The sequence below is a fragment of the Achromobacter sp. 1014246743 genome, assembly GCF_059760725.1.
Window position 1 is genome coordinate 17,693 of sequence record NZ_JCBANA010000001.1, and the last position, 24,538, is coordinate 42,230.

At 67.2% G+C, this 24,538-nt stretch carries 21 protein-coding genes; 5 read left to right on the top strand and 16 right to left on the bottom strand.

What is annotated here, in order from left to right:
• The first annotated feature begins 13 nt into the window (after window positions 1–13).
• Window positions 14–658 carry a bifunctional 4-hydroxy-2-oxoglutarate aldolase/2-dehydro-3-deoxy-phosphogluconate aldolase gene (locus tag AC6LJ2_RS00070; protein ID WP_263913972.1) on the top strand — a complete coding sequence of 215 codons (645 nt, stop codon included), beginning with the start codon at window positions 14–16 and terminating at the stop codon, window positions 656–658.
• On the top strand, window positions 651–1,574 hold the full coding sequence (locus AC6LJ2_RS00075) for a PfkB family carbohydrate kinase (RefSeq protein ID WP_263913974.1): 924 nt from the start codon (window positions 651–653) through the stop codon (window positions 1,572–1,574). The genes AC6LJ2_RS00070 and AC6LJ2_RS00075 overlap by 8 nt, the downstream gene beginning before the upstream one ends.
• 207 nt (window positions 1,575–1,781) lie before the next feature.
• On the opposite strand, the gene AC6LJ2_RS00080 is transcribed toward AC6LJ2_RS00075, so the two are convergent.
• Together AC6LJ2_RS00080 and AC6LJ2_RS00085 are read right to left on the bottom strand one after the other, a co-directional pair.
• The gene (locus tag AC6LJ2_RS00080; protein ID WP_006226408.1) at window positions 1,782–1,910 is read right to left on the bottom strand and encodes a hypothetical protein; all 129 of its coding nucleotides are present in this window, start codon (window positions 1,908–1,910) and stop codon (window positions 1,782–1,784) included.
• A 450-nt stretch (window positions 1,911–2,360) separates the two neighbouring features.
• Entirely contained in the window at window positions 2,361–3,323 is a 963-nt protein-coding gene (locus tag AC6LJ2_RS00085; protein ID WP_263915710.1) for a LysR family transcriptional regulator, read from the bottom strand.
• 223 nt (window positions 3,324–3,546) lie between these two features.
• Between AC6LJ2_RS00085 and AC6LJ2_RS00090 the strand changes: the two genes are divergently transcribed.
• Window positions 3,547–4,482, top strand: coding sequence for a glycosyltransferase family 2 protein (locus AC6LJ2_RS00090; RefSeq protein WP_263915711.1), 936 nt, complete (start codon window positions 3,547–3,549; stop codon window positions 4,480–4,482).
• Between the two features lie 54 nt (window positions 4,483–4,536).
• On the opposite strand, the gene AC6LJ2_RS00095 is transcribed toward AC6LJ2_RS00090, so the two are convergent.
• The 14 genes from AC6LJ2_RS00095 to AC6LJ2_RS00160 form a co-directional block, all read right to left on the bottom strand.
• Window positions 4,537–5,277, bottom strand: coding sequence for an ABC transporter ATP-binding protein (locus AC6LJ2_RS00095; RefSeq protein WP_498150494.1), 741 nt, complete (start codon window positions 5,275–5,277; stop codon window positions 4,537–4,539).
• On the bottom strand, window positions 5,274–7,070 hold the full coding sequence (locus AC6LJ2_RS00100; RefSeq protein ID WP_498150495.1) for a branched-chain amino acid ABC transporter ATP-binding protein/permease: 1,797 nt from the start codon (window positions 7,068–7,070) through the stop codon (window positions 5,274–5,276). Before AC6LJ2_RS00100 ends, AC6LJ2_RS00095 begins: the two co-directional genes overlap by 4 nt.
• Window positions 7,067–8,107, bottom strand: a complete 1,041-nt coding sequence (locus AC6LJ2_RS00105) for a branched-chain amino acid ABC transporter permease (protein WP_025136779.1) — start codon at window positions 8,105–8,107, stop codon at window positions 7,067–7,069. Before AC6LJ2_RS00105 ends, AC6LJ2_RS00100 begins: the two co-directional genes overlap by 4 nt.
• A 161-nt stretch (window positions 8,108–8,268) precedes the next feature.
• Window positions 8,269–9,417: an ABC transporter substrate-binding protein gene (locus AC6LJ2_RS00110; RefSeq protein WP_263915715.1), complete on the bottom strand. Its 1,149-nt coding sequence runs from the start codon at window positions 9,415–9,417 to the stop codon at window positions 8,269–8,271.
• A 185-nt stretch (window positions 9,418–9,602) separates the two neighbouring features.
• Entirely contained in the window at window positions 9,603–10,331 is a 729-nt protein-coding gene (locus tag AC6LJ2_RS00115; protein ID WP_175190790.1) for an SDR family NAD(P)-dependent oxidoreductase, read from the bottom strand.
• A gap of 22 nt (window positions 10,332–10,353) precedes the next feature.
• Complete coding sequence (locus AC6LJ2_RS00120) at window positions 10,354–11,139, bottom strand: cyclase family protein (protein WP_445658252.1); 786 nt, start codon at window positions 11,137–11,139, stop codon at window positions 10,354–10,356.
• 45 nt (window positions 11,140–11,184) lie between these two features.
• Window positions 11,185–12,426: an SDR family NAD(P)-dependent oxidoreductase gene (locus tag AC6LJ2_RS00125; protein WP_498150496.1), complete on the bottom strand. Its 1,242-nt coding sequence runs from the start codon at window positions 12,424–12,426 to the stop codon at window positions 11,185–11,187.
• Window positions 12,423–13,598 carry a thiolase family protein gene (locus AC6LJ2_RS00130; RefSeq protein ID WP_263915719.1) on the bottom strand — a complete coding sequence of 392 codons (1,176 nt, stop codon included), beginning with the start codon at window positions 13,596–13,598 and terminating at the stop codon, window positions 12,423–12,425. The genes AC6LJ2_RS00125 and AC6LJ2_RS00130 overlap by 4 nt, the downstream gene beginning before the upstream one ends.
• A complete protein-coding gene (locus tag AC6LJ2_RS00135; RefSeq protein WP_263915720.1) occupies window positions 13,595–15,226 on the bottom strand; it encodes an AMP-binding protein in 1,632 nt (543 codons plus the stop codon). The genes AC6LJ2_RS00130 and AC6LJ2_RS00135 overlap by 4 nt, the downstream gene beginning before the upstream one ends.
• A 9-nt stretch (window positions 15,227–15,235) precedes the next feature.
• Window positions 15,236–15,727 (bottom strand): aromatic-ring-hydroxylating dioxygenase subunit beta, encoded by a 492-nt coding sequence (locus tag AC6LJ2_RS00140; RefSeq protein WP_263915721.1) that lies wholly within the window; start codon window positions 15,725–15,727, stop codon window positions 15,236–15,238.
• Window positions 15,724–17,043: an aromatic ring-hydroxylating dioxygenase subunit alpha gene (locus AC6LJ2_RS00145; protein WP_263915722.1), complete on the bottom strand. Its 1,320-nt coding sequence runs from the start codon at window positions 17,041–17,043 to the stop codon at window positions 15,724–15,726. Before AC6LJ2_RS00145 ends, AC6LJ2_RS00140 begins: the two co-directional genes overlap by 4 nt.
• Before the next feature lie 24 nt (window positions 17,044–17,067).
• Window positions 17,068–18,045, bottom strand: a complete 978-nt coding sequence (locus tag AC6LJ2_RS00150) for a 2Fe-2S iron-sulfur cluster-binding protein (RefSeq protein ID WP_263915723.1) — start codon at window positions 18,043–18,045, stop codon at window positions 17,068–17,070.
• Window positions 18,046–18,069: 24 nt separating this feature from the next.
• A complete protein-coding gene (locus AC6LJ2_RS00155) occupies window positions 18,070–19,626 on the bottom strand; it encodes an indolepyruvate oxidoreductase subunit beta family protein (protein WP_498150497.1) in 1,557 nt (518 codons plus the stop codon).
• Between the two features lie 11 nt (window positions 19,627–19,637).
• Window positions 19,638–21,866, bottom strand: coding sequence for a ferredoxin family protein (locus AC6LJ2_RS00160; RefSeq protein WP_263915725.1), 2,229 nt, complete (start codon window positions 21,864–21,866; stop codon window positions 19,638–19,640).
• A 369-nt stretch (window positions 21,867–22,235) separates the two neighbouring features.
• Between AC6LJ2_RS00160 and AC6LJ2_RS00165 the strand changes: the two genes are divergently transcribed.
• A complete protein-coding gene (locus tag AC6LJ2_RS00165) occupies window positions 22,236–22,727 on the top strand; it encodes a MarR family winged helix-turn-helix transcriptional regulator (RefSeq protein ID WP_025136791.1) in 492 nt (163 codons plus the stop codon).
• Between the two features lie 189 nt (window positions 22,728–22,916).
• Window positions 22,917–24,488: an ABC transporter substrate-binding protein gene (locus AC6LJ2_RS00170; RefSeq protein ID WP_263915726.1), complete on the top strand. Its 1,572-nt coding sequence runs from the start codon at window positions 22,917–22,919 to the stop codon at window positions 24,486–24,488.
• The last annotated feature ends 50 nt before the right edge of the window (window positions 24,489–24,538 follow it).

Here is a 24,538-nt window from a genome sequence, read left to right on the forward strand (position 1 = left end):
CCCGAGGAAATCCATGACCGCTGCTCCCCTTGCTTCAAAGCTGGCCGCCCTGCTGGCCGCCCGCGTCGTGCCCGTGCTGCGCTACACCGACGCCGCCACCGCCGCCTATGCGGCCGAAGTGGCCGTGGCTGCCGGCTGCACCACGCTGGAACTGACCTGGACCATTCCCGGCGTGACCGACCTGGTGCGTGCACTGCGCGACAAGCACGGCGCCAGCCTGCTGCTGGGCGTGGGCACGGTGCTGAATGAAGAGCAGGCGCGCGAGGCCCTGGTGGCCGGCGCCGACTTCCTGGTGTCGCCGGCCCTGGCCACGGACATCGTGGACCTGGCCCACGCCGCCGATGCCCTGTGTCTGCTCGGCGCCTTCACGCCCACCGAAGTGCTGGCCGCGCGTCGCGCCGGCGTGGACGTGGTCAAGGTGTTCCCGGCCGACACGGGCGGCCCCAAGCACCTGGCTGCGTTGAAATCGGTGTACCCGGACACGGTGTTCTGCCCCACGGGCGGCATCACGGCCGAAAACATGAACACCTATTTCGCGGCCGGCGCGGGCCTGGTCGGCATCGGCAGCAACCTGTACGACAAGGCCGCCTTCGCCGCCCGCGACACGGCGGCACTGGTGGCGCAGATCACCCGCACGCGCGAGGCCGCCCATGGCTGATTTCGATATCGTCGCGCTGGGCGAACCGCTGGTCGAGCTGAACCAGACCCACAAGGACCAGCTGCAATACCTGCAAGGGTTCGGCGGCGACACGTCCAACGCGGTGATCGCGGCGGCGCGCCAGGGCGCGCGCTGCGCCTACCTGACGCGCGTGGGCGACGACACGTTCGGCGCCCAGTTCCTGGCGCTGTGGCAGGCCGAAGGGGTGGACACGTCGGGCGTCGAGGTCGACGCCTCGGCCCACACCGGCCTGTATTTCGTGCAGCATGGCCCGGACGGCCACGCCTTCAGCTACCTGCGCCGCGGCTCGGCCGCCAGCCTGATGACGCCCGCCAGCCTGGCCGGTGGCCAGATCGAACGCGCCCGCTTCCTGCACGTCTCGGGCATCAGCCTGGCGATCAGCACCAGCGCCTGCGACACCGTCTTCGCCGCGATGGCCCGGGCCCGCGCGGCGGGCGTCGAGGTCAGCCTGGATTCCAACCTGCGCCTGCGCCTGTGGCCGCTGGACCGCGCCCGCGCAACGCTGCGAGAAGCCCTTCGCCATGCGACCCTGTTTTTGCCGAGCATGGACGACATGCAGCACCTGACCGGCAACGACGACCCCGAACGCACGCTCGACTGGATCCGCGACGCGGGCGCCACCGGCGTGGTGGTACTGAAACTGGGCAAGGACGGCTCGATCATCGACGACGGCAAGACCCGCACCCCGGTCGCCGCGCTGCGCGTGGACGCCGTGGACGCCACCGGCGCCGGCGACTGCTTCGCAGGCAGCCTGCTGGCCCGCCGCTGCCAGGGCGACAGCTGGGCAGACGCGGTCCGCTACGCGAACGTGGCGGCGGCGCTGTCTACGCTGGGATACGGTGCGGTGAATCCGCTGCCGCGGGCGGAGCAGGTGCTGGCAAAGCTGAAGGGCTAGGGCGACGCGGGGGGGGCTGGACTGGCTCGCGCTTCGCCTGGCGATATGCCGCACCGGCGAGGCACGCGCGACACTGGAGCCCGCGTCAGGCCGAAGAGACCAACCCCGCAAATCCGGGCCCCAAATGGAAAATCCCCGCTTGGCTTGCGCCAGGCGGGGACTTTTCGATCAAGCTACCCAGGCAAAGCCCGGGCAACCAGCGGCCATTTAGACGCGTTTGATCTTTTCCAGCATCTTGAAAACACCCTTGGGCGACTTGACGAACAAGCGCTTGAAGGCCTTGCCCAGGCAACGGCGTTCCAGGGTGTTACGACGCACGCGTTTGCGTTCAGCCATGTTGATTCTCCTGTTGAATTTGCGGAAATCGGATTTGCGGTTGGAAGTTCCAACTTGCGGTCTTCCAACCGACCGCACAACCGGATACTGGGCTGGCGGGGGAATTGGGTAACTCGGTATTCTAGCTTGAAATTTGGGAGAGCGCTAATTTGGGCTTTTCGGGGTTGCTTCGGGGGGGCGGTGATGGGCGGCGCGGCATGGGATGGCTTGCGCGTGGCGGCTTTCTCGCGCGCCGCCCATCGGGCGCTGGAGACCTTGTTGGAATCCACTGCATCCGCGCCGATAGAAAACCAGCGGCCTTACCTACACGCGATAGCGGCATCGGTATACGCAAGACGGCGCGTAAGTCTCGTAAGGCCGCCCGCGCGGCCGGCACGAGACGGGCCCCGCACCCCGCTCCACCCCCCCCGTCACGCGCGGCTCAAGAACTCAAACCGCCGCAAACAAAAACTACTCAGCCGGCCCCAACTTAGGCCGAATGAAATCCATAAAAGCCCGAGTCTTAGCCGGCTGAATACTCGAAGGATAAACAACATAGATAGAAATAGGATCCACCGACCATCCCGGCAGCACCCGCCGCAGAGAATTCCGCTTGATGATCGGATCCAACGCCTGGCAATGGGGCATCCGGGTAATGGCCAGGTCCAGACCGGCCAGCGTTCCTGCGATGCTCATGTTGTTAGCGGCCAGATGGCCGCTCACGGGAACCAGCTCGCTCACCTTGCCGTTGTGCAGCGTCCAGTGGGAATGCGCGTCGTCGATCGTCGTGCGCAGGCATTGGTGCTGGGTCAGGTCGCTCGGCGTCTTGGGCTCGCCGAAGCGTTCCAGATAGCGGTCAGAGGCGTACAGGTAATTGTCCAGCGACACCAGCTCTTGCACCACGGCGCCGTCGCTGCGCGGCGTCAGTGCGGCGTTACCGTTGCCGTTGTCGATATTCGCGGTCGGGTAATCGCTGTTGCGGCCGAAACGCAGCACGATGTCGAAGGGCGTGCCTTGCGCGTCCGATGCCGTCATCATGCTCAGGTCGAACTCGCACTCCACCTCCGGGTAGCGGTCCGTGAAATCGTTGATCGTTTCCGGCAGCAGCCAGATTGCCAGGCTGTAGGGCATCGATACCCGCAGGTTGCCGGAAGGGCCGCCCGACAGCGTCTGCAGTTGTTCGTGCGCCAGGCGTGCCTCGTCGATCAGGCCCTGGCAGCGGCTCATGTAGGCCGCGCCCGCCTCCGTCAGGTCCAGGCGGCGCGTATTGCGGTTGATCAGGCGCAGCCCGATCGCCCGTTCCAGTTCATTGATCCGGCGCGACAGCGTCGACGTCGGCATATTGAGCGCGCGGGCGGCCAGGCTGAAGCTCTTGCGCTTGGCAACCTCTACGAACAAGGCGATGTCATTGAGCTGGACGGTCGAAGCTTCCATAGGCATTCCGGTTGGGGCCGCCCGAGTTTACGCCACTCCGGGGTCCGCCCCAACGGGCGCCAGGCCACGGCCGGGGGGCTGGAATCCACACCTTGTCAGATTTGATTGCAAATTTGCATGCCGTGCCATCGGTTGGCGCTGGCATATCCCCTACACTTCAGGCGAAAACACGCATACCAAGACCGCAGCGGTTATCCGGAAATCGCAAAAGGGCACAGCAGGCATGACTGATACGCCGACGTTCTTTACCGTTCTGACGCCGACCTACAACCGGGCGGGCACCCTGCACCGGGTGTATGAATCGCTATCCCGCCAGACTTTTCGGGATTTCGAATGGGTCGTCGTGGACGACGGCTCCACTGACAATACGCACGAAGCCGTGCTTGATTGGCAGCAGCGGGCTGACTTTCCGATCCGCTACATCTGGCAGAACAACCAGCACAAGAAGACCGCCTTCAATCGTGGTGTGCGCGAGGCGCGCGGCAAGTTGATCGTCGGGCTCGACAGCGACGACGAAATGCCGCCGGACGCCCTGGCCACGTTCAAGGCTGCCTGGGACGCCATTCCGCCGGCGCGGCGCGATTCCTACGTGGCCATCACCGGCCTCTGTGCGCGGCCCGACGGCAGCATCGTCGGCGACCGCTATCCCCAGGACGTGTTCGACAGCACCGCCGTCGACGTGTACTTCCGCTACCGCATCAAAGGCGAGAAATTCGGCTGCATGCGCACCGACATCCTGCGCAAATTCCCGTTTCCCGAGGACGTTGCCGGCTTCGTTCCGGAAAGCCTGGTGTGGTGGGCGATTGCGCGGGCCGGCTATCTCAGCCGCTTCATCAACCAGGTCGTGCGCACCTATCACGACACCCCGGGCGGCTTGAGCCAGGGTGCCGTGTCGGTGCGCAACAACGCGCAGGGGCTGTACCTGCTGGCCTGGGACATGCTGCAGCACCACCTGGAATTCTTCCGCTTCCGGCCGCGCGAATTCATCATGGCCGCCGCGCGCTACACGCGGTTCCGGCTGCACCTGAAGCATTCCGGCGTGCCGACGGCCGTGCAGGCCTACCGCCTGACGCAGCCGTGGGCGCGCGTGATGGTCGGCATCATGTGGCCGCTGGGCTATGCGCTGTATCGGCGCGACCGGCGGCGCGGCGTGGCGTAGGGCGCGGGCACACGAATCCTGCGGCGGCGGGGGCATCGGCTCCCGTCCGACCCCTCAGGTTGCTGCGGCCGCGTGGCCCAGCCCCAGGTACACCTCGACCACGCGCGGGTCCACCGCGACCTCGGCGGCGGGGCCTTCCAGCGTGACCGCGCCGGTTTCCAGCACGTAGGCATAGTCGGCCACTTGCAGTGCGGCGCGGGCGTTCTGTTCGATCAGCAGGATGGACACACCCATCTCGCGCAACCGCGCGACGATGCGAAAGACCTCGCGCACGATGCGCGGGGCCAGACCCAGGCTGGGTTCGTCCAGCATCAGCAGGCGCGGCTTGGCCATCAGGGCGCGGCCCACGGCCAGCATCTGGCGTTCGCCGCCCGATAGCGTGCCGGCCAGCTGGGCGCGGCGTTCCTGCAGGCGCGGAAACAGGTCGTAGACCTCGGCCAGCGTCTTGTCCTGGTCGCGCAGGCCGCGGCGAAAGCGGTCGAAGGCGCCCAGCGCCAGGTTGTCTTCCACCGTCATTTCGGCGAACAGCTCGCGCTTTTCGGGCACCAGGTTCATGCCGGCCGCCACCATTTCCTCGATCTCGGCGTGTTCCTGGCGCTTGCTGCCGAAGACGATCTCGCCGCGCGAGGGCAGCACGCCCATGATGGCCGACAGCAGCGTGGTCTTGCCGGCGCCATTGGGGCCGATGACGGTCACGATCTTGCCTTCGGCCACCGACAGGCTCACGCCCGAGACGGCCTCGACCTTGTCGTAGGCCACGCGCAGGTCGCGTACTTCCAGCAATGTTGCGCTCATTCTTCCACTCCGCCCAGATACGCTTCCAGCACCGCGGGGTTGTGTTGGATCTCGGCCGGCAGCCCCTCGGCGATCTTTTCGCCGAAGTCCATCACCACCACCCGGTCCACCAGTCCCATCACGAAATCCATGTCGTGCTCCACCAGCAGGATGGCCATGCCTTCGGCGCGCAGTTTCTTCAGCAGCTCGGCCAGTTCGCACTTTTCCTGGTAGCGCAGGCCCGCGGCCGGCTCGTCCAGCAGCAGGATGCAGGGGTCCGACGCCAGCGCCCGGGCGATTTCCAGGATGCGTTGCTGGCCCAGCGCCAGCGAGCCGGCTTCGTCGTGCAGGTGCTTGCCCAGGCCCACGCGCTCGACCTGGCGGGCGGCCTCGGCCAGCAGGCGGGCCTCTTCGGCGCGGTCCAGCCGCCAGGCCGCCGGCAGCACGCCGCGATGGCCGCGCAGGTGGGCGCCGATGGCCACGTTTTCCAGCACGCTCATGCGGCCCAGGAGGCGCACGTGCTGGAAGGTGCGCGACAGGCCCAGGCGCGCGATCTTGCGCGCCCCGGCGCCGGCCACCGGCTGGCCCAGCAGCGTGACCTGGCCCGAGGTCGGCGTGTCCACGCCCGAGATCTGGTTGAACATGGTGCTTTTGCCGGCGCCGTTCGGGCCGATCAGCGCCAGGATCTCGCCCGCACGGATCTCCAGGTTCATGGCGTTGTTGGCCACCAGGCCCCCGAACTTGCGGGTCACGTCCACCGCCTTGAGCACGACCTCGCCGCGCGGCGGCATGGGCTTGCGCGGCAGCGGTTCGGCCTGCGCGTCGATCTTGCGCACGCTTTTCCTCACCGGAAAGCGCCGCGCCAGCACCGGCCACAGGCCGCCGCGGGCGCGGTGCAGCAGCAGCACCATGCCGAAGCCGAAGATGATGACTTCAAAGTTGCCGGTCTGGCCCAGCAGCTTGGGCAGCCAGTCCTGCAGCCACTGCTTGAGCACGGTGAAGACGCCCGCGCCGACCAGCGCGCCCCAGACCTGCCCGGCGCCGCCGATGACGGTCATGAACAGGTATTCGATGCCCATCTGCAGCCCGAACGGGTTCGGGTTGACGAAGCGCTGCATGTGCGCGTACAGCCAGCCCGACGCGCAGGCCTGCAGCGCCGCGATAATGAAGATCACCATGCGCGAGCGGGCGGTGTCCACGCCCATGGACTCGGCCATCACGCGGCCGCCCTTCAGGGCGCGGATCGCGCGGCCTTCGCGCGAATCCAGCAGGTTGCTGGTGGACCACATGGCCACCAGCAGGAAGGCCCAGATCAGGTAGTAGATCTCGCCGCCCTGGGTCAGCGCCCAGCCGAACAGGTTGATGGCGGGCACGTCGGGGATGCCGGTGTGTCCGCCCAGCCCTTCGACTGAGCCAAAGGCGAAGTACAGCGACAGGCCCCAGGCGATGGTGCCCAGCGGCAGGAAGTGGCCGGACAGCTTGAGCGTGATGGCGCCCAGCAGGTAGGCGATCACCAATGTCAGGGCCAGCCCGGCCAGCAGCGTCAGCCAGGGCGAGGCGCCCAGCCAGGCCAGCCAGGCGGGCAAGGCGTCGGCCCGTGTCGTGAGCAGGGCGGTGGTGTAGGCGCCCACGCCGACGAACGCGGCCTGGCCAAAGCTGGTCAGGCCGCCGACGCCGGTCAGCAGCACCAGGCCCAGCGCCACCATGGCGTACAGGCCGATGTAGTTCAGCAGGGTGACGTAGAACGGCGGCAGCACCAGCGGCGCGGCCGCCAGCAGCGCGAGGAACGCGAGGACGAGGTGGCGCGGGGTCATTCTTCTTCTTCCTCGACGTGGTGGCTTTTCAGCGAGCGCCAGAGCAGCACGGGGATGATCAGGGTGAATACGATGATTTCCTTGTAGGCGCTGGCCCAGAACGACGAAAACGCCTCGATCAGGCCGACCAGCACCGCGCCGCCAGCGGCCAGGGGGTAGCTCACCAGGCCGCCGATGATGGCGCCGACGAAGCCCTTCAGGCTGACCATGAAACCGGAATCGAAGTACATGGTGGTGATGGGCGCGATCAGGATGCCCGAGACGGTGCCGATCAGCGCCGCCAGGAAGAACGTGGCCTTGCCGGCGAACACTGGCGAAATCCCCATCAGGCGCGCGCCCAGCCGGTTGAAGGCAGCGGCGCGCAGGGCCTTGCCGTACATGGAGCGTTCAAAGAACTGGTACAGCACGATGATCAACAGCGCCGACACCGCCACCACCCACAGCGCCTGGCTGTTGACGTTGATGGGGCCCAGCGTCAGGCTGGCATCGCTGAACGGCGCGGTGCGCGCGCCCTCGGCGCCGAAGGCCAACAGGCCCAGGCCCACCAGCGCCAGGTGCACCGCGATCGACACGATCAGCAGCACCAGCGTCGAGGCGGACGCGATGGGCTGGTAGAACAGGCGATACAGCTGCGGCCCCATCGGCACCACCAGCAACAGCGTCAGCAGCGCCTGCACGGCCATCGGCAGTTGCGCCAGCGGCAAGCGATAGAACAGCGCCGCCAGGATCAGCGGATACGCCACCTTGGCGCCGATGCGCCAGGCGCCGCGCTGGCGGCCCGGCCGCTTGGCGCGCGCCAGCAGATCGGCCACGGCCTCGGCCAGCGCAAAGGCCAGCAGCAGCCACACCAGCAGCACCGGTTTGCCGGCTTGCAGGGCGGCCATGGTCAGCGCGCCGAAGGCGACGAACTCGCCCTGGGGGATGAACAGCACGCGGGTAACGGTAAAGACCAGCAGGATGGACAAGGCCAGCAGCGCGTAGATGGCGCCGTTGGTGATGCCGTCCTGACCGAGTATCAGGGCGATCTGAGCATTCATCAGTACTTCCGGATAAAACAGACAAACATGACGGCGACCTCATCTTCACTTGAACGCATCCCCAGCGGGATGCCGCGGAGCCGGCTTTGCCGGTCCGCAGGCATGCCCCCTGGGGGAAGCGCGCGGCGCTTCGGGGGGGGGGCCTTCCCCCGCCTTTACCTTTACTTCACCAGCGTCCAGTTGCCGTCCTTCACGGTGATCAGCTCGCGGCCGCGGTCGTCAAAGCCGCTGTGGTCGGCGGCGCTCATGTTGTAGACGCCCTGGGTGCCGACCAGCTCGCGGGTCTGTTCCAGCGCATCGCGCAGCGCGCTGCGGAATTCCTTGGTGCCCGGCTTGCCGGCCTTCTCGGCCAGCGGAATGGCCTTTTCCAGCAGCAGGCCGGCGTCGTAGACGTTGGCGCCGAAGGTGGCGGGCTTGGAGCCGTTGAGTTTTTCGTACGCGGCGATGTAGTCGCTGGCGACCTTCTTGGACGGGTTGCTGTCGGGCATTTCCGGCAACACCAGCATCAGGCTGGCAGCCAGCACCGTGCCTTCGACCTTCTTGCCGCCCAGCTTCAGGAAGTCGGGCAACGCGGCGCCGTGGGTCTGGTAGAACTTGCCCTTGTAGCCCTGGTCGAACAGCGTGGTCTGCGGCAGCACGCTGGCCGCGCCGGGGGCGGCGATCAGCACGGCGTCGGGCTTGGCGGCCAGGATCTTGAGCGCCTGGCCGGTGACCGAGCTGTCAAAGCGCAGATAGCGCTCGTTGGCGGCGATCTTGATGCCCTTTTCGGCGGCCAGGCCCGAGAAGACCTTGTACCAATTCTCGCCATACGGATCGTTCAGGCCGATGAAGCCGACGGTCTTGATGCCGGTCTTGGCCATGTGGTCGACCAGCGCGCGGGCGATGATGTCGTCGTTCTGCGTGGTTTTGAACACCCACTTCTTCTGCTCGTTCATCGGCAGCACCACGGCCGCGGTGCCCACCGGCGCCAGCATCGGCACGCCGGCCTCAAAGGCGAACTGGATCACGCCCATGGCGTTGGGCGAACCCGACGGCCCGATCAGCGCGTCCACGTTCTGTTCCGAGATCAGCTTCTTGAAGGCGGTGACCGAGTTGGTGGAATCGCTGGCATCGTCCAGCGAAATGTATTCCACCGTCAGGTCGCCGATCTTCCTGGGCAGCAGCGGCACGGTGTTCTTCTGCGGAATGCCCACCAGCGCGGTGGGGCCGGTGGACGAGGACACCACGCCGACCTTGACCTGGGCCAGGGCGGGCAGGGAACACAGCGCGGCCAGCACGGCGGCGGCCAGGGGGAGTTTCTTCGACAGCATGGCAAAACCTCCGGATAGGGAGCGTAAAAGGAGTGCGGCTGGAAAACGGAGAAAACGGGAACTGCGGGGGTACGGCTGGAATTACTTGCGGCTTAAACTTTCTGAGAGGCAAGGCTCAGCACTGTAGACCCGGTCCCCGTGCTTACCTATCCGTCAAAACCCGAAGCGGGCGTGAAAAGGGCCGTTCAGATGGTGATGGAACTGACGCTGGCGCCGCCGCAGACGAACAGCGTCTGGCCGGTGACGAAACTGTTGGCGGGGTCGGCGAAGAACATGACGGCGCGTGCCACGTCGTCCGAACGCCCCAGGCGCTTGACCGGAATGCCGTTGGCCAGCTGCTTTTCGCGCTCGCTGCCGGGCTCGATCACCTCGTAGAACATGTCGGTCTGGATCGGGCCGGGCGCCACCACGTTGACGGTGATGCCGTACGGCGCCAGTTCCAGCGACCAGGTGCGGGCCATGCCGACCATGCCGGCCTTGGTGGCGGAATAGGCGGTGCGGGTGGGCAGGCCCAGCGCGCCGCGCGACGACATCATGACGATGCGGCCGAACTTGCGTTCCTGCATGCCGGGCAACGCCGCCTGCACCAGGCTGATGGCCGCGCCCAGGTGGATCTGCGTCAGGCCGTGCAGTTCTTCCTGGGTGACGTCGGGCAGCAGCTTGGGCCAGATCACGCCAGCGTTGTGGATGACGTGGCTGACGGGAAAACGCGCCACGACCTCGGCCCCGGCCTGCGCGGTGGCGTCGGCGTCCAGCAGGTCCACCTGCACGTTGTGCAGGCGCGGGTGGCTGAAATCGGCGGCACGGCGCGCCATCGAGATCACTTCGTAGCCGGCATCGAGCATGCTGCGGCAGATTTCGGCGCCGATGCCGGCGCTGCCGCCGGTGACGATCGCAACGTTGGATTGAGTCATGCGGATTTCCTTTGCGTGCGGGTCAGGCGCGGGGCGCCAAGGCCAGGACCCGCAACGGGCTGCCCGAGCCGCTGCGGATCTTCAGCGGCGCCGAGAAGATCACGGCACCCGTCGGCGGCAGCTGGTCCAGGTTGGTCAGGCACTGCAGGCCATAGCGGTTGTTGCCGTGCATGTAGTAGTGGCAGGGGTAGGGCGGATTCAGGTGATGCGCCTGGCCGGCGTCGGTGCCCACCGATTCGGTGCCGAAGCCGTGCACGTCACGTTCCTTGATGAGCCAGGGCACCACCTCGGCGTCGGGGCCGGGCGAATGGGCGCCGTCTTCTTTCATGTTCAGGTATTCGGCGGGCTTGGCGCGCTTGGACCAGTCGGTACGCATCAGCACCCACGACCGGGCCGGGATGCGGCCGTGCTTTTCTTCCCATGCCTTGACGAAATCGATGGTCAGCAGGAAGTCGGGGTTGTCGCGAGCCTCCGCGGAACAGTCGATGACGCAGGCGCCGGCAATGAAGGCGTCCACCGGAATGGTGTCCACGGTGTTGTCCGGCTGGTCCTTGCCCGTGACCCAGTGCACCGGCGCGTCGAAGTGCGTGCCGGTGTGTTCCGAACACGAAAAGTTGTTCCAGTACCAGGCCGGGCCGCGTTCGTCGTAGCGCGAAATCTCTTCGATGCGGAACGGCCAGGCCTGGCCGAATTCCGGCGGCAGCACGATGGTGGGGAATTCCGGCGTCAGCGTCTCGGTCAGGTCCACAAGGCGGATGCGGCCCGAAACCAGTTCGGTCATGAATTGGGCAAGAATGGGTTGGCTCATCTGTTGCTCCTATTGGTTTTCGTGTCGTCGGGCGAGGGCCGGCCGTCAGGCGCCCAGTTCCCGCTCCAGTCCCTTGGGGTTCTCCGCCAGCCGCGCGCGGAATTCCTGCGCCACGTCGCCGACATACACGTCTTCGACGCCGTCCTGCAGCGCGCGCACGATGGCGCTCGCGATGGCCTTGGGCGCCACGCGCGGGGGCGGCGTGCGCTGTTCCCATTCATGGTCGACCGGGCCCGGAAACACGTTCACCACCCGCACGCCCGCCGGCCGCATCTCGGCGCGCAGGCACTGCGCCAACGACAGCGCGGCCGCCTTGGACGCCGACCACATGCCGCGCGAGGGCAGGTTCATGTGGGCGTAGATGGACAGCACGTTGACCCAGGCGGTGGCGTTGTTGACGCCATCGGCTGCGCGGCCGCACAGCGCCGGGCCGAAACCCTGCGCCAGCCGCATCAGGCCCAGCACGTTCACGTCCATGGCATCGCGCGCGGTGTTCACGTCGCGCCGGTCCAGCAGGCCGCCTTCGCGTTCCAGGTCGGCCGTGTTGACCAGGATCTCGACCTTGCCGCCGATGGACGCCGCGGCGCGTTCGACGGAATCGGAGTCGGTCACGTCCAGCGCCAGCACCTGCACCCGCGGGTCGGCCGCCAGGGCATTGAAGCCGGGGTCCTGGCGCCAGGCCTGCGGATCGCCCAGGAACACGGTCGGGCTGCCGGCCTCCAGCAGCGCGCGTGCCACCGCCTGGCCCACCGCCGACTTGCCGTCGGTGACCAGCGCGCGGCGGAACTTCGGGTCGCACGAGGTTTCGCGCAGGGTCTTGTCGTCTTCCATGTTCGGCGTATTCCTTTCGGGCAGGGCGATCATCACGGCCTGGCCGGCGCGATCCAGCTTCAGCGCCAGCCGCACGCGGGCGCCGTCGGCGCAATCCTGGTGGATGTGGGCCACGACCGAGGGGCCGGCGTCCATGCGCACGGTGCCCACGCGCCAGGGCAGGCGCTCGCGGAAGTAGAGGTCGTTGCTGTGGTGCAGGGTGGTGCTGACCAGCAGCACGCCGTGCGGGTCCGCCGGGCGCCACGGCAGGTGGTCGGACAGGCAGTGGCCGCAGGCATCGCGCGGCGGATACTGCACCGCGCCGCAGTCGGCGCAGGTCTGCAGGTCGAAGCGGCCTTCGGCGGCGGCAGCCGTCAGGCCCAGCGCGGCGCGGCTGCGGGCGCCGGGCGGCAGGGTCGGCTGGCGCGTGCGCGCCACCGGGTTCTTGCGGGGCGGCTTGGCTAGCGGCTCGGTCATGCGTCGCTCCTGGCCAGGATGGCCGCGGCGGTGCACAGCCCGCGGTCGTAGTTGATCATGCCGAAGCCGCTTACCAGGCCCAGCCGCGCGTCGGGCACTTGCGTGCCGCCGGCCGTGCCGGTCAGTTGGCGCAAGGCCTCGACCATGCCCAGGTAGCCGCCGGCCGCGCCGGCCTGGCCCACCGATAATTGGCCGCCGTTGGTGTTGAAGGGCAGGCTGCCGTCCACCGTGAAGGTGTTGGCGCGCACGAACTCGGGCGCCGCGCCCTTGGCGCAGAAGCCCAGGTCTTCCATCTGCATCAGGTTGATGACGGGATAGTCGTCGTAGGCCTGCAGGAAATCCATGTCGGCCGGGCTGGCGTTGGCCATGCCGTAGAGCTCGTCGATGTCCACCGTCCAGCCGCCGCGGGTCTGGATCGGGTCTTCGATCCAGGCGTTGTGGCGTTCGATGGTGGACAGGATGCGGGCGTAGGGCAGGCCCAACGCCTGGGCACGGGCCTCGGTCATGACCAGGAAGCCGTCGGCGCCGGCGCAGGGCATGACGCAGTCGAACAGGTGGATCGGGTCGGCAATGACGCGGGCATCCAGGTACTGGGCCAGCGTCAGCGGCTTTTTCATCAGGGCGTGGGGGTAGCGCAGGGCGTTGGCGCGCTGGGCCACGCAGACCTTGCCAAAGTCTTCGCGGGTGGCGCCGGTGGTACGCATGTAGTGCGCCGTCAGCAGCGCGAAGCTGGCGTTGGGGCCGCCCGCGCCGTACGGGTAGACGGCGTCCTGGGCAAAGCGCGAGAACTGGCTGACGGTATTGCGGAACGAGTCCACCTGGTTGGTGTCGCCCGCGATGCAGGCGATGATGCTGGCGTCGCCGGCCTGCACCGCCCGGGCGGCGCGGCGCAACGCGGCCACACCGCTGGCCCCGCCCATCGGGATGTGGTCGAGCCAGCGCGGGCTCATGCCCAGGTGCTGCACCAGGCCCACGGCGGTGTCCGGCGCCAGCGTGAAGCTGGACACGCACAGGCCGTCGACGTCGGTCTTGGCGATGCCGGCCTGGCGGATCAGCGCGGCCAGCGCCCGGCCCAGCCAGCCGTGCGCGGCCAGGGTGGAGTAGCGTTCGTAGGGAATGCTGACGGGCAGGGCCGCCACCACGCCGTCGTAGCGGGCGCGCGGCGCGGTCATCGGGCGGGCTCCTGGCGCTTTTTCATGGCGGTGGTGTCCACGCAGCAGGCCGTGCCCGGCAGCGTCGGCGCCAGCGCCTTCATTTCGCCGCGCTGGATCTTGTTGGTGGTGGTGAGCGGCAGGCTGTCGACAAACGCGACGTAGCCGGGCGCCTTGTAGTAGGCCAGTTGCTGCAGGCTCCATTGCACGATGCCGCGCGCGGCGTCGGCCCGGGCGGCGGCGTCGGCCGGCGCCGTTTCCGCCACCACGCAGGCCAGCACCTCGTCGCCGCGCACCGGGTCCGGCACGGCGGCCACCGCCACGGCCTTGACCAGCGGGTGCTGCAGCAGCACGCTTTCCACTTCCACGGCCGAGATGTTCTCGCCGCTGCGGCGGATCACGTTCTTCTTGCGGTCGACAAAGCGCAGCGCGCCGTCGGCCTCGCGGCGCACGATATCGCCCGTATGGAACCAGCCGCCTTCCCAGGCCTGGTCGGTGGCGTCCCGGTCTTTCAGGTAGCCGGCGAAAAAACCGTAGCGCGGGTCGCTGCCGGCATGGCGCACCAGCAGTTCGCCCGGTTCGCCGGCCGCCGCCTCGCCGCCGTGATCGGCCACGATGCGCACCTGCACGTCGTCTTCTTCGGCGCCGAAGCAGCTTTCACCGATATGGCGCGGTTCTTTATTGGCGATGATGACGGCGCCGGCGCCGGTCTCGGTCATGGCCCAGGCCTCCAGCAGCGGAAAGCCGAAGCGCGCTTCGAACGGTTGCTGCAGCTTGCGGTCCACCCCCGCGCCGAAGCCGAAGCGGATGGCAGGCTGGCGGTCCTGCGCGGACGGTTCGGCCTTCATCAGGATGGCCGGCATCACGCCCAGGTAGTGCAGCACCGTGGCGCCGGAATCGCGCACGCTGTCCCACCAGGTCTTGGGGTGGAAGCGGTCCAGCGGAATCAGGCAGCCGCCGGTCAGCACCATCGCCATGGCGGAATAGGCCATGGCATTCATGTGCACCAGCGGCAGCGGCGTCAGCATGCGTTCTTCGCCGGGCCGCAGTGCGGCCAGGCCACCGATGCGGGCGTACCAGCCGCCCGCATGCAGGAAATAGCGGTTGGGCAGGATGCAGCCCTTGGGCCGGCCGGTGGTGCCGGACGTGTACAGCAGCGCGCATTCGGTCAGCTCGCCGGGTTCGCCGGCCAGCGGCGCGGCAAACGGCGCGGCGGGCGGTGCGTCGTCCGGCGCCATGACCCGCAGGGGGCGGCCGGCGCGTTCGGCCGCGGCCAGCAGGTCGGCATGGCGCTCGGGCAAGGCCACCGCCAACGCGATCTCGGAGTGCCCGGTCAGGTATTCCAGTTCGGCCGCGCGCAGGTCGGGGTTGATGGGCACGACCGACACGCCCAGGGCGTTCAACGCGAACCAATGCAGGAAGAAGGCGGGGCGGTTTTCCAGCAGCAGGCCGGCGCGGTGGCCGTGGCCGTAGCCGGCCCGGGCATAGGCGGCGCGCAGCGTCTCGATGGCGCTGGCGGCCTGCGCATAGCCCAGTTCGCCGGAGCCGATGCCATAGGCCGCGGCCGTTTCGGGCAGGATGCACAGGAAGGGCCTGGCGCCGTGGCGGGCCGCGGTATCGCGGAAAGCCTGGTGGACAGTGGTGCTCACAAGCCGCTCCTACATGAACAGTTGGATGTTGCCGAAGGCGGCATCGCAATTGACCAGGTCAACGCGCTTTAACCGGATGCGCAGCGCGCCGTCCTGTTCCACCAGATGATGCGTGGCCCAGCCGGCGTACAGGGTCTGCGCGTCCTGGCGCGTTTCGACATAGTGGAAGGCGGTGCGCAGCACGTGGCGGCCTTCCTCGGGCGCCGATTCCGGATGGCCGCGTTCGATCGTGGGCGCCTGCAGCAGGTGGTGGCAGCGGCTCTTGGGCTGCTGCGAAAAGGTGCGCTGGCCGGCCAGCCGCTCGACCCGCACGCGCAGCAGCAGCTTGTCTTCGTACATCAGCGAGGCATGCAGCCTGGCGTCGGTCTGGCCGTGGGCCAGCGGCATCCAGTAGTAGCCGTCTTCGGTGTACAGGTCCAGCCAGTCCTCGAAGCGCAGATCATCGAGCAGGCGCGCTTCGGCGTAGACGAAATCGATCAGGTCGCGTTCGGAAAAACTCATGCCGCCTCCGTCTGCGTCATGTAGCGGCCCCAGGCGCGATACTGGTTGCGCATCTGCCATTCGTTGGTGCCGTTGGTGGTGACGTTCTTGCGCCCGATCTCGTCGGGCGAGTACAGCCGGCCGACGTTGACCCAGTCGCGAGCCCGCGATTGCAGGCCGTCCTGCGCGCGTTCGTACATTTCCAGGTCGTCGTGGCCGACCACCGACGTGGGCGCGTTGATCAGGCGGTTGTACATGAGGGTGCGCTCCAGCAGCAGGTCGGGCGCGCCAACCAGGCGGAAGGTCCAGGACTCCACCAGCGTGCGGTCGGCAGCGATCGGCTTGAACACGCGCAGCGTCTGGATCGGACCCTTGACCATGATATTGGGGAAATACACCGTGTTGTGGCGTACGTCGCCCAGGATCTGCCTGGCGCGTTCCTCGCCATAGGCCGACACCATGGACTCCCAGTAACCCGGAATGCCGGAATACGAGGCGTGGATCGAATCCGACACGCCCGTATGCCCATGGCCGTTTTCCCAGACGCGGATGCCCATGTTCTCGAAGAACTCATAGGGCGAGATGAACGGCGCGAACAATTCCACCGCCATGGGCTTGGGCGTGCCGGCCGGGGCCTGCTCCCAGACCTTGACCGCGGTGCCGGCCGACGACTCGTGCGCCACCATGGGGTGGCAGGTGTCCGTCTGGTTGTCGACCAGCATCTTCCAGTTGCAGCGGTGCATGTAGCGCAGCACGCCGCCGGCCACTTCCAGGCGGCCTTCGGGCGAGCGGTCGACCATGTTGTCCAGGGTCGACAGCGCGTCGCCGAAGAAGTCCTCGAACGACTGGCCCTCGGGGTTCAGGCGGCAGAAGACGAAGCCGCGGTGGTTGCGCACGTCTTTCACGGCCGCCATGCCCTGGCTGGCTTCGCACTGTTCCAGACCGGTGTTTTCGTAGCCTTTCTTCAGGGGAATCGACAGCAGGCTGCCATCGGTCTTGAAGGTCCAGGCGTGATAAGGGCAGCGAAAGAACTTGCCGGTGTTGCCGCAGGCGTCGCCCGCCACCATGGTGCCCTTGTGCGGGCAGCGGTTGTGCAGCACGCGCACCGTGCGGTCGCTGTGGCGCACCATCACCACCGGCTGGTTGCCGACGGTGGTGGTGATGTAGTCGCCGGGATTGGGCACCTGGCTGTCGTGGCCGACGTAGACCCAGGTGTTGGCGTACAGCCGTTCCATTTCCAGGTCGAACAGCTCCTGGTCGATGAACAGGTCTTTGTGCACCTCGGTCTCGCGCAGCAGGGCGCGGATGGCGTCGGGATTGTCGCGGTATTTGGCCATGCTCGTCTCCTTTCTGCGGACCGGCTACAGATCCAGCACCAGGCGCGCCGACTTGGCGCGCGAGATGCAGATCTGGATGATCTTGCCGCTGGCTTTCTCGGTGTCCGACAGGTAGTAGTCGCGGTGGTCGGGTTCGCCTTCCAGCACGGTGGCCTGGCACACGCCGCATTCGCCGCGCTTGCAGTCAAACATGGGATCGCAGCCTTCTTCTTCCATGACGTCGACGATGGTCTTGTCGGCGGGAATGGTCAGCACGCGGCCGGACTGGCGCAGTTCCACCTCGAAGGGCTGGTCGCCGGCCTGCGGCGCGGCGCTGGCGAACAGTTCGAAATGGATGTGGGCGTCGGGCCAGTGGCGCGCGCGGGCGGCCTGGATGACGGCATCGATCAGGCCCTTGGGGCCGCACACGTACAGGTGCTGGCGCGGGTTCGCGCCGTCCAGCAGGGCTTGCAGATCGAAGCGGCACGACGGCTCATCATCGGCGTGCAGGGCCAGCGCGTCGCCGGCCAGGGCCTGCAATTCCGGCAGGAACGCCAGCTGGTCGCGGCTGCGGCCGCTGTAGTGCAGGCGGAAGGCGCGGCCGGCGGACTTGAGCGCGGCCGCCATCGAGGCCACCGGCGTGATGCCGATGCCGCCGGCGATCAGCACCACGGGTTCGTCGCCCGCGGGCGATTCGTGCAGCGGAAAGTCGTTCTTGGGGCCTTCGACGGTCAGCGTATCGCCGACCGCCAGGCCATGCATGTGGCGCGAACCGCCCTGGCTGGCTTCTTCCAGCCGCACGCCCAGGCGGTATTCGGCGGGCTCGGCAAAGCGGCCGGCCTCGGGCGCCAGTTGCACCAGCGAATAGCAGCGCGGTTCGCGCAGGCCGGGCACCGACACTTTCAGGTGGGCGCCGGGGCCGAAGGCGGGCAGGGCGCCGCCATCTTCGCGCGCCAGGCGCAGCGAACGGATCAGGGGCGACTCCTGGCGGATCTCGCGGACGATGAGTTTCAGGGTTTGCACGGCATTCGTCTCTAGGTTCTGGGGTCAGGCGGCCATTTTCTGGGCCAGTACGTCGGCCAGCTGGCGTTCCATGGGGCCGCATTTCTCGTCGGCCAGCGCGGCTTCGCGCAGCGACCGCAGCGACGCCGCGGCATCGGGCCGGCCCGCCAGTTGGGCCGCGGCCGCGATCAGCTGGCGGTACTTGCCGCCGCCGCGCACGTGGGTGTCGCTGTAGCCCTTGACCAGGCGGCGGCAGTTGACCGTTTCCACGGCCAGGTCGTAGTCGCGCGGGGCCAGGCTGGCCACCAGGTCCAGCCACTGCGTCAGCGCGGCCGATTCGATCTGGTGGCGCAGGGTGCGGCGGCGAAAGCGTCGCATGCCGGCCAGCAGGTACAGCATCATGAAGCCGCCCAGCGTGCCGCTTTGCATGCGGCGGCCCTTGCCCAGGCGCCGCTCGACAAAGCCGCCGAAGCCCTTGGACTGTTCCAGCCAGCGGCCCAGGCCTGCAGGCAGCGTGCCGCAGATCTCTTCCAGCCGCGGATGCATGAATTCGGTGGTGTAGACCAACTGGTCCGGCTTGGCGCCCACTTCGCTGCGCACGCGTTCGAAGCGCGAGCCGCGGGTCTTCAGGTCGGCCACGCGGATCACGTCGTCGTAGGCCATGGCGGTGGCCAGGTAGCGCGCGGCGGCGAGGGTCAAGGCCCATTGCCTGGCTTCGCCTCCGTGGCGTGCGTCCAGCTCGCGGATGGCCTGCATGCGCGCCAGGTAGTCCTGGGCGTAGGCCAGGTCCTGGAATTCGATCTGGCGGCGTACGCCGGCCACCAGCATGGGCTGGGCACAGGAGGGGAAATCGCGGGCGATGGTGTCCAGCAACGCCTGGGTGCGCGGGCTGGCGGCGCGTTCGGGCAGCGCGGGCACGGGGCGGGTCAGGTCGATCGCGGCCGGCTGTGCGGGTGCCTGGTCGGCGGCCGTAAAGCCCAGTGCGAAGGCGCGCAGGCTGGCTTCGACACCGACGCCGGCGCGGCGCACGGTGGCTTCATAGTCTTCGCGCGAGAACGGCAGGGCGCCGCTGCCGGCCACCGCGCCGAACAGGCTGGCGCTGATGACGCTGCCCGCCCGGTCGGCCAGCTCCTGCAGATCAAAGCACAGGAAGCGGCGCGCAGCGGCGCGGCCGGCTTCCAGCACCTTGTTGGGGTCGGCGATGCCGTTGCCGGGGGCCGACTTCTCGCTGACGGCGTAGCTGCGGTGCGACGAGGCGATCAGCACGCTGCGGTCGGGCGTGACCAGGCCGCGCTGGATCGCGCGGCCGCCTTCCATGAGTTCAGCGGCCACCACCAGGTCGACGTCGCCGGGCGTGGGCATCAGGGCCAGCGCGGGTGGGCGGCCGGCGCGCGCCACGTCGGCTTCGGGCAGCAGTTCCAGGTAATAGATGGTGGCGCCGGTGCGCTGGGCGACACCGGGCACCGAGGTGGTCTGGGCCCACCAGCCGGCATGTTCGGCCATGTCGACGATCCAGTCGGCCAGCACGCCGCCGCCCTGGCCGCCCATGGCCAGGATAGCGATCTTGATGGGGGTGCCTTGCTGCAATGCCACCGGGTTCATGGGGCGGGTCCTCACAGGGCGAATTTGGCCAGGCGCGCGGCGCGGCGGCGCTGCAGGTAGCCGATCACGCCCTGGCGCACGCGCGCCAGGAAACGGTCGCGGCCGCTGGGGTTGTGCACGATGTCGGCACGGTAGAAAGACGGGCACAGCACCGCGGCATGCGCGACTTCGCCGCAGTTGCCGCAGCCCACGCAGCTGCTTTCCACGTGCGCCACCGGGTCTTCCTTCAAGGGGTCGCCGCTGTCCTTCACGGTCAGAGACGGGCAGCCCGACAGCCGGATACAGGCGTGGTCGCCGGTGCATACGTCCGGGTCGACGCCAAAGCGTTCCTTGACCACGCGGCGGCCTTCCTTGACCGCCTTGTTGAACAGCGGCTTGATGCGGCGCTGCTTGTTCAGCATGCATTCCGACTGGGCGATGATGACCTTGGGGCCCTTGATGTCGGTGGTCAGCGCTTCTTCGATCGTGGCGCGCACCTTGGCCACGTCATAGGTGCGGTCCAGCGTGCGCACCCACTTCACGCCCACGCCGCGCACGGCCTGGTCGATGGGGTTGTTGGTGGACCGGTCGGGGTTCTCGGCGCGGGACGACAGGATGTCCTGCCCGCCGGTGGCCGACGCGTAGAAGTTGTCGACGATAACGATGACGCCGTCGTACTTGTTGAAGACCGCGTTGCCGATGCCCGACGCCAGCCCGTTGTGCCAGAAGCCGCCGTCGCCCATGATCGAGATCGGCCGCTTGGCCGCGGGCACGTTGAACGCCGCGGCGCTGGACGCGCCCAGGCCGTAGCCCATGGTGGTGGCGCCCAGGTTGAAGGGCGGCAGGATCGAAAACAGGTGGCAGCCGATATCGCACGAAATGTGGTGCTGCCCCAGCGTTTCCTGTGCCAGGGTCAGGGCCGAGAAGATCGGCCGTTCCGGACAGCCGGTACAGAAGCCGGCCGGCCGCGGCGGCACCACGGCGGCCAGGTCGGCCACCTGCTTGTGGAAGGTGATGGGCTGTTCGACCGGGCGCGGCGCTGGCTTGGGCCGGGCGATCTCGGTGATTTCCAGCTGTGGCGCGGCACCGGCTTCGCGGTCCACGGCCACCGCCGCATGCGTCTGCAACGACGCGGGCCGTTCGCGCTTGAGGAATTCGCGCAGGCCGTCGCGCATGACCTGGGTGGTGTATTCGCCCGCCATCGGCAGCACGTCCTTGCCGGACAGGCGGGTGTCGATGCCCGCCTTGCGCAGCACGGCGTGCAGGTTCTGTTCCAGGTAGTCGGGCTGGCCTTCTTCCAGCAGCAGCACCGAACGCTTGCCGCGGCAGAAGTCGATGACCTCGTCTTCGATGACGGGGTAGGCCACGTTCATGACGTACAGCGGAATGCGGCTGTTGCCGAAGTTGTCGGCCAGGCCCAGCAGCTGCAAGGCGCGGATCACGCCGTTGTACAGCCCGCCCTGCAGGATCAGGCCGATGTCGTCCTGGTCGCCGTCGAAGTGCTCGTTGAGCTTGTGCGCTTTGATATAGCGGATGGCGGCGGGCCAGCGTTCCTTGATCTTTTCCTGCTCGTGCAGGAACGACGCGGGCGGCAATACGATGCGGCTGGTGTCGCGCGCCGGGTTCTCCAGCGCCTGGGCCAGCGAAAACTCGGGCCGCTTGTTTTCCTTGGCGATGAAGCGGCCATGGACGTGGCAGCCGCGGATGCGCAGTTGCAGCATCACCGGCGTCTTGCTGGCTTCCGACAGCGCGAAGCCGTCTTCCACCGCCTTGACCATGCTTTCCAGGTTGGGGCGGGGGTCCAGCAGCCAGATCTGCGATTTCATGGCGAACGCGTGCGAGCGTTCCTGCATGATGGACGAGCCTTCGCCGTAGTCTTCGCCCACGATGACCAGCGCGCCGCCGGTGACGCCGCCCGAGGCCAGGTTGGCCAGCGCGTCGGACGCGACGTTGGTACCCACGGTGGACTTCCAGGTGACCGCGCCGCGGATGGGGTACATGACGGACGCGGCCAGCGTGGCGGCGGCGGTGGCTTCGGACGCGCTGGCCTCGAAGTGCACGCCCAGTTCCTGCAGGATGTCGTTGGCGTCGGCCAGCACGTCCATCAAGTGCGAGATGGGCGAACCCTGATAACCGGCCACGTAGCCCACGCCGGACTGCAGCAAGGCCTTGGTGACGGCCAGGATGCCTTCGCCGCGAAATTCTTCGCCGGCCCCGATACGCAACTGCTGGACTTCTTTCTTGAAAGACCTTTCAGCCATCTCGAACTCCTCCACGCGGACCGGCTTGCGGGTCCTCAAGCGTTGCTGCTGCGCAGCAAGGCCACGTCACGAAATTTCACGCTGAAAATACTTTAGGAGTCAACGTTTTAGCTGTCAACAAAAAAGATGAAATTTCATGGAATCAAAAAAATATCACGCTAAAACAAGGGTGTATATACTGGTTGTTCTCTATCGCCGAGCCTGAAAAAAGGCGCTGTGATGGTGCAAAAACGGGTTGCGATTCGGGGTATACCCTGTGCTGCGCAACAGCATTGCGTCACCTCATGGCGCGCCTTCGCGCCAGCGTGGTGCAATGCGCCCTGCGGCATGACGCCGCCTATCCATATTGGTGCGTGGGAGCAAAGCAACATGCGGTCGGACAAGCAGAGCGGGACCCTGGCCACCGGCACGCGGTTCGTCGACGATTACCTGGCCTACCTGCTGGCGCAGGCCAGCCAGCGCATCTCGGCAGAATTCCATCAGCAGGTGAAGTCGGCCGGGCTGTCCGTCACCGAATGGCGGGTGCTGGCCAGCCTGGAAGGCAGCGCGGGCGAAACCATCGGCGACCTGGCGGTGCTGGCCATCACCAAGCAACCGACCCTGAGCAAGGTGGTGCAGCGCATGGAAACCGAAGGCCTGGTGGCGCGCACCGGCGTGCGCGCCGACCGCCGCCAGACGCGGGTCGGCATCACCACCAAGGGCCGCAACCTGATCGCGGCGCTATGCGAGCAGGCCACCCAGCACCAGAAGGCGGTGCTTGCGCCGTTCGGCGAAGAAAAGGCGGCGCTGCTGATCGACATGCTGCGCGTGCTGATGACGGAGCACGTGCCGCTGGACCTGCCGCTGGACACGGACGAATAGAACTTGTCCGACAGGTGAACGCTGTTTACTTGGCAAAGCATGCGATTTTTTTGTCATGTCTTTATGCGTCCCTATTTGCGTTTCTCCTGTGAAAACCGGCTACGGTACGCATAAACCCTTAATTGACGAGGGTCTTGCGGCTAGGCAATATCGCGCCGGTATTCAGACTACAGTCAGGAGCTGACACCTATGCGCCGCACTTTGATTGCCATCGCGATCGCCGCCGCCGTGGCCGTGCCCTCGATCGGGCAGGCCAAATCCTTCCGTTGGGCCGCACAGGGCGACATCCTCACCTTTGATCCGCATTCGCAGAACGAAGGCATGACGATCGCCGCCAACAGCTACATCTACGAACCGCTGGTGGACTACGACAAGACCTTCAAGGTGGTGCCGCGCCTGGCGACCGAGTGGGAGCAGGTCTCGCCCACGCTGTACCGCTTCAAGCTGCGCCCCGGGGTGAAGTTCCATGACGGTGCCGCCTTCACCGCCGACGACGTGGTGTTCTCGGTGCACCGCGCCATGGCGCCCACGTCGAACTACAAGGCCTACACCACCGGCATCAAGGAAGCGCGCAAGATCGACGACCTGACGGTCGAGATCGAGACCTCGGCGCCCAACCCCGTGCTGTTGCGCCAGCTGACCAATGTGTTCATCATGAACAAGGCCTGGTCGGAAAAGAACAACATCGCCAAGCCGCAGGACTTCGTCAACAAGGAAGACACCTTCGGCGCGCGCAACACCAACGGCACCGGCCCCTACAAGCTGAAGTCGCGCGAAGTGGACGTGCGCACGGTGTTCGAAGAAAACAAGGACTGGTGGAACAAGGCCGGCAAGGTCGGCAACGTCACCGAAGTCGTGTTCACGCCGATCAAGCAGAACGCCACCCGCACCGCCGCGCTGCTGTCGGGAGAAATCGACTTCGTGCTGGACCCGGCCGCGCAGGACCTGGACCGCCTGCGCCAATCGGCCAAGGTGGTCGAGGGCAACGAATACCGCACCATCTACCTGGGCCTGGACCAGAAGCGTCCGGAACTGCAGTACTCGAACATCAAGGGCAAGAACCCGTTCCAGGACATCCGCGTGCGCGAGGCGCTGTATCGCGCCATCGACGTGGACGCCATCAAGCGCGCCGTGATGCGCGGCCTGTCGGCGCCTACCGGCACGATGATCGCGCCGCAGGTCCATGGCTGGGCCGAGTCGATCCACAAGCGCGTGCCGTACGATCCCGAAAAGGCCCGCGCGCTGCTCAAGGACGCTGGCTACGACGGCACCCTGAATTTCACGCTGGACTGCCCCAACAACCGCTACATCAACGACGAGGCGATCTGCCAGGCCGTGGTGGGCATGTGGGCCAAGGTGGGCGTGAAGGCCACGATGAACGCCATGCCGCGTTCGACCTACTTCCCCAAGGTGCAGAGCTCCGACACCAGCGCCTACCTGTTCGGCTGGGGCGTACCGACGTTCGATGCCATGTACACGCTGCAGAACCTGATCCGCACCAAGGGTGAGGGCGCGGACGGCATGTACAACCTGGGCAACTACAGCAACAAGGAACTTGACGCGATCATTGATCGCATCAAGACCGAGACCGATCCGGCCAAGCGCGACGCGGACATCATCACCGTGCTCGAAGGCCACGCCAAGGATTTCGGTCACATCCCCTTGCACGACCAGGTCATTCCCTGGGCCATGCGCAAGAACGTCACGGTCATCCACCGCGCCGACAATCGCCTCGTTGCCGATTGGGTCAAGGTCGACTGATCCCGGCTAACCAGACAGCGAAGCCCCTGCTCAGGGGCTTCGCCGTCTTT